At 35.8% G+C, this 4421-nt stretch carries 3 protein-coding genes and 1 pseudogene; all 4 read left to right on the forward strand.

Going from position 1 to position 4421, the window contains the following annotated elements; genetic code table 11:
- Positions 1-220, forward strand: a pseudogene (locus tag ESY88_RS21595) (IS1182 family transposase); the annotation flags it as partial.
- 148 nt (positions 221-368) lie between these two features.
- Positions 369-1190, forward strand: a complete 822-nt coding sequence (locus tag ESY88_RS20365; protein WP_147088528.1) for a zinc metalloprotease — start codon at positions 369-371, stop codon at positions 1188-1190.
- Positions 1142-2740 carry a T9SS type A sorting domain-containing protein gene (locus ESY88_RS20370; protein ID WP_147088529.1) on the forward strand — a complete coding sequence of 533 codons (1599 nt, stop codon included), beginning with the start codon at positions 1142-1144 and terminating at the stop codon, positions 2738-2740. The genes ESY88_RS20365 and ESY88_RS20370 overlap by 49 nt, the downstream gene beginning before the upstream one ends.
- Positions 2741-2801: 61 nt before the next feature.
- Positions 2802-3224 (forward strand): hypothetical protein, encoded by a 423-nt coding sequence (locus ESY88_RS20375; protein WP_147088530.1) that lies wholly within the window; start codon positions 2802-2804, stop codon positions 3222-3224.
- Positions 3225-4421: the final 1197 nt, after the last annotated feature.

Raw genomic sequence — 4421 nt, forward strand, 5'->3', positions numbered from 1 at the left:
CCATATAATCACTAAACAAACCAAACTACGAGCTAGCGCAGATGTTGGCTTTATCTTTATAGCATATAATCTCACGAGAATTTGGAACATAATAAAACAAGACAATACGACGGGCTTTGACATGATTAAGACACTAGAAACCGCCATAAACCTATTTTTAGCCTGTATAGCAACATTTGCCAATCACAATAGGAAAATTAAAATGGCACTCGCGGTTTAAAACAAAATCTGTAATTTGTTTCTACTAACAAAAATCAAGGCAGGTTATTAGACGGATTGACGTTGCCAGTAATTTGGACTCAGCGAAAACTGATATAATAACAAAAATGGCAATTAGAAAATAATGTGTAATTTAAACCAACTAAATTATGAAACAAAAACTATTTTTCTTAGCACTGACATTGTTTATAATCTCAAATATTAAATTATTTGGACAAGAACTCTGTCAAACACCTTCTCAAACCAATAATGAATTTTTAAACAAGAGTGCTCTTTTAAGAACTTCGAGTAACGATAACAGCTATTGTTTAAAAGTATATTTTCATGTTATAAGGAGAAGTAATGGAACTGGTGGTCAATCTGTATCTGCTGTTAATCAAGCTTTTCAGATTTTAAATCAAGATTTTAACTCACATAATATCTCTTTTTCTTGGGATAATATAATTGACTACATAGACAATACATCTTACTATGACAGTCCAGGAGCAACAATTTATAGTATTAATAGTCACCAAGACGGCATAGATATTTATTTGTTTGACGACGATACAGATTCTAGTGGTGGCGCTGCAAATGGTGTTGGAAGCTCTTCTGAATTTTATGTTACAGGTAGTTTTAATCAACCACCTTTTCAGTCATTGTCAACTTCAAGAGTAGTATCACATGAAATGGGTCATGTGTTATTTCTGTGGCACACATTTCGTGGTACGAACTTTCCGCAATTTGAAGATGGTGATTTCTGTCCCGAACTCGTCGATGGTTCTAACTCAGATATATGTGGCGATTATGTAGAAGACACGCCAGCTGACCCAAATATGGCATTTAATATTGATTCTTCTTGCCAGTGGTTAGGTAGTGGAACTGGTGCCAATGGTGATAGTTATAATCCTGATGAACAGAATATAATGGCATATACCAATGTATGTCTTATTTTACGCATCTTCAAGGTTTACGAATGCGAAATGCCATAGCGACATTACCATTCTTACAACAAACCTTAGAGAGTTGTTGCGACGAGCCTTTAGATTTATATATCAAAGATAGTCCAGATGATAATGGAACAGAACCAAATACGGTCACTCAAAATATGTGGACGAGTCAGGATATTTGGGTAAGGAACAGTGAAGATGGCGGATTGGAACACCAAAATCCCGAATATACTACTTCAGATCCATTTTCATCGCCAAATTATATTTATGTACGAGTAATCAATAATAGTTGTTCAACTTCGTCGGGTAATGAAACATTAACAGTCAATTGGGCAAAAGCTAACACTGCACTTGCTTGGCCACAAAATTGGAATGGTGATTTAACAGATAACGATGATAATAATTTCGACCCAACTGATGGTGGTGGTGACCCATTAGGTGGTGTCTTACCTATTGTAACTATACCTTTATTACAGGGAGGAGAAGAAACCATTGTATCAATACCTTGGGTCGTTCCTAATCCTAACGATTATTCAGACAACGATAATCCTTGGCACTTTTGCTTAATTGCAAGAATTGACTCTACTGATGACCCAATGGGTACTTACACAAGTAATCCTAATGTTATGGTAAGAAACAATAACAATCAAGCGTGGAAAAATATTACAGTCGTCGATTTAGTTTCCGATGAAAGAAGCGGGTCGGTATTGGTCGCCAATCCATCAAATACACCAAGAACTTTTTTCTTAGAACTTCAAAAAGAAACAAACGAAGGTGGTAAACCTATTTTTGATGAAGCCGAAGTAACAATAAAAATGGATGACGTTTTGTTTAATGCATGGGAAAGAGGTGGCAAACTGGCAGAAGAGTTAGACCCTACTCTAGAAGAGAAGAAAAAGTTAGTTAAAGGGAACAATGTTATATTGGATAATATAGCATTTGAGGCTAATGAAATGGGGTTGCTTACTTTGTATTTTAACTTTTTAACAGAGGAACTAACTGATAAAACAGAATATACCTATCACGTTATACAAAAAGATGCTAACACTGGTGAAGTTATTGGTGGAGAAACATATGTTATAAAAAAAGAGGATAGGTCTACATTTATTGCTGATGCAGGTGGAGATAAAGAAGTTGATTTTAATGAGACCATTATCATAAGTGCAGAGGATATTAACGAACCTGCCGCATATAATTGGTATGATAACGATGGCAACCTAGTCTATCAAGGTAAAGATTTAACCGTTACTGCTGATGTTGTTAAGAAATATAAACTCGAAGTCGTAGCAACAACTGATGGTTTTAAAGATTATGTTGATGTAGAAGTAAAATTTAAACCTAGTTTAATTGAAAGTATCTCACCAAATCCTACATCTGATAATGCCACGATTAACTATAAGATAAATGATACAAACTCTGCATATTTAATGGTTATTGGCTATTATGGCAGTAACACATCTAATAATTATATTCTAGATACAAACACACAGCAAACACAAATTGATACAAGCAACTATTCATTAGGCTACTACACTGTTGCCTTAGTTTGTGATGGTGAGATAGTTGACGCTAAAACCTTAATAAAACAATAAATTTAGAGAGCAAGGGTGAATTTGCCCTTGCTTATTTTGTTAAACTTAAATTTTAATAGAAATGAAAACATTAATCTTCTTTTTCAGTATTTTACTTTTTACCTCATGCAACAATGACGATGACAATTCAACAGAACCAGAACAAGACCAACATGAAACCATAGGAGAATGGCATTTAATCACTTATGAGTGTTGTTTATTCGAATCTTACGAGTATACTGATGAAATTACTTGGGTTATTAATCCCGATAATACAATTGATATCGCAATAGATTATGGCACTTATGTAAGTTCAAATATGCCTTTTAATTCTAGTGGTAATTACACTTACAACATCAATGAAAATGAAGACAGGGATGAAATAATAATTGATGGCACAACTTACTATTATTTAATGAGTAATACAGGTACACAATTAATAATAGAAGATGAGATAGGCTTTTCGGCGGATGGCTTATTATTGCTTTTTGAGAAAATAGAATAAAGTCGAGTAGGTAAAGGGGAATTACACCCCTAAACCTCTCACAGAACCGTATGTGAACCTCTCGATTCATACGGCTCTTCATAGTCCAAAGTATTACTACTCCTAACTTATTATCCAAAATCATCTTCGCATTTAGCAAATTGTAATACAATAATAAATTACACTATGTGAAGTCCTTCGCTCGTAGAATGATTACTCCTACTCTCTTTAGGCTTTTCGCTACTACGACTTCATCCGCCCCAAAACAGAACATTGCTACTTTCAAGCTTTTCCCTAAGGGATTCTCGCTCTTTTGAATTAACATTCCTGTCTTGGTTCTCCTGTTCCTTTACAGAGCCCATATATGGTTCTTGCCCTCTTAATAACGCATATCTCATAGCCAGTAAGCAGTTGATCCGCTATGTCTCTAACCGCTAGGATAGCTTGTCTCCCAGGGCCGCTCTACCCTTTGATTTTGATATGATAAAAGTTATTTTCGACACGTCATCGATAGGTTCGCTTACGCTCAACTCCCATATAAACACCATACAACCAATAGCCATCCCGATAGCTATCGGGACGACTTTGGTGCTTTAACCTTAACGCTCAATACCTTTGCTCTTAACAAAAGCACCTTAAGGCGGTTTGGAAAAGTGTACTACAACACTTATCCGATAGTCCAATTCTCTACAAATACTCCTAGCGTGAGTCCTCTGAGATTACCAAAATTATTTGGTCTCAACTCGTTTCCGTTTCTATTGCAGAGCCTATCATCTCTGTAAAAGTTATGTTTCCAGTTTCAAAAAACTTATTTTATCTTCGTACCCTGTGGAAACGCAGGACACACAACTACTGGCAACACCGTTTATAATTAATTGCTTGGTTCTCGATTACTTACGAAAGTCCTCGCGGACTTTCTATCTGTGATTTATTTGCTAACTTTAGTGCTTGAAACGACGCAACTAATCATACACAATCACGTTGGCGGTAATGTAAAACAATTAAATATTCTATAAAAACTGTTTGTAATCGAGTAGACGGGTGACGGTTTTATAACCGCCACTGCGCCTCTCACACCACCGTACATACGGGTCTCGTACCTGCCTGCCGGCAGGCAGGTACGGCGGTTCGATAATGAAACTTATCGCTTGTAGTATTCAATTAAACTAACATAACCTTTCATCTTTAACCGTTTTATGGTAATGGTAGTCCGTAAAA

It is taken from the genome of Subsaximicrobium wynnwilliamsii (assembly GCF_007997225.1).
Taxonomy (GTDB): Bacteria; Bacteroidota; Bacteroidia; order Flavobacteriales; family Flavobacteriaceae; genus Psychroserpens; species Psychroserpens wynnwilliamsii.

Coding starts and splice junctions, on each gene's coding strand:
- ESY88_RS20365 (WP_147088528.1), top strand. CDS start 369: ATGAAACAAAAACTATTTTTCTTAGCACTGACATTGTTTATAATCTCA.
- ESY88_RS20370 (WP_147088529.1), top strand. CDS start 1,142: ATGTCTTATTTTACGCATCTTCAAGGTTTACGAATGCGAAATGCCATA.
- ESY88_RS20375 (WP_147088530.1), top strand. CDS start 2,802: ATGAAAACATTAATCTTCTTTTTCAGTATTTTACTTTTTACCTCATGC.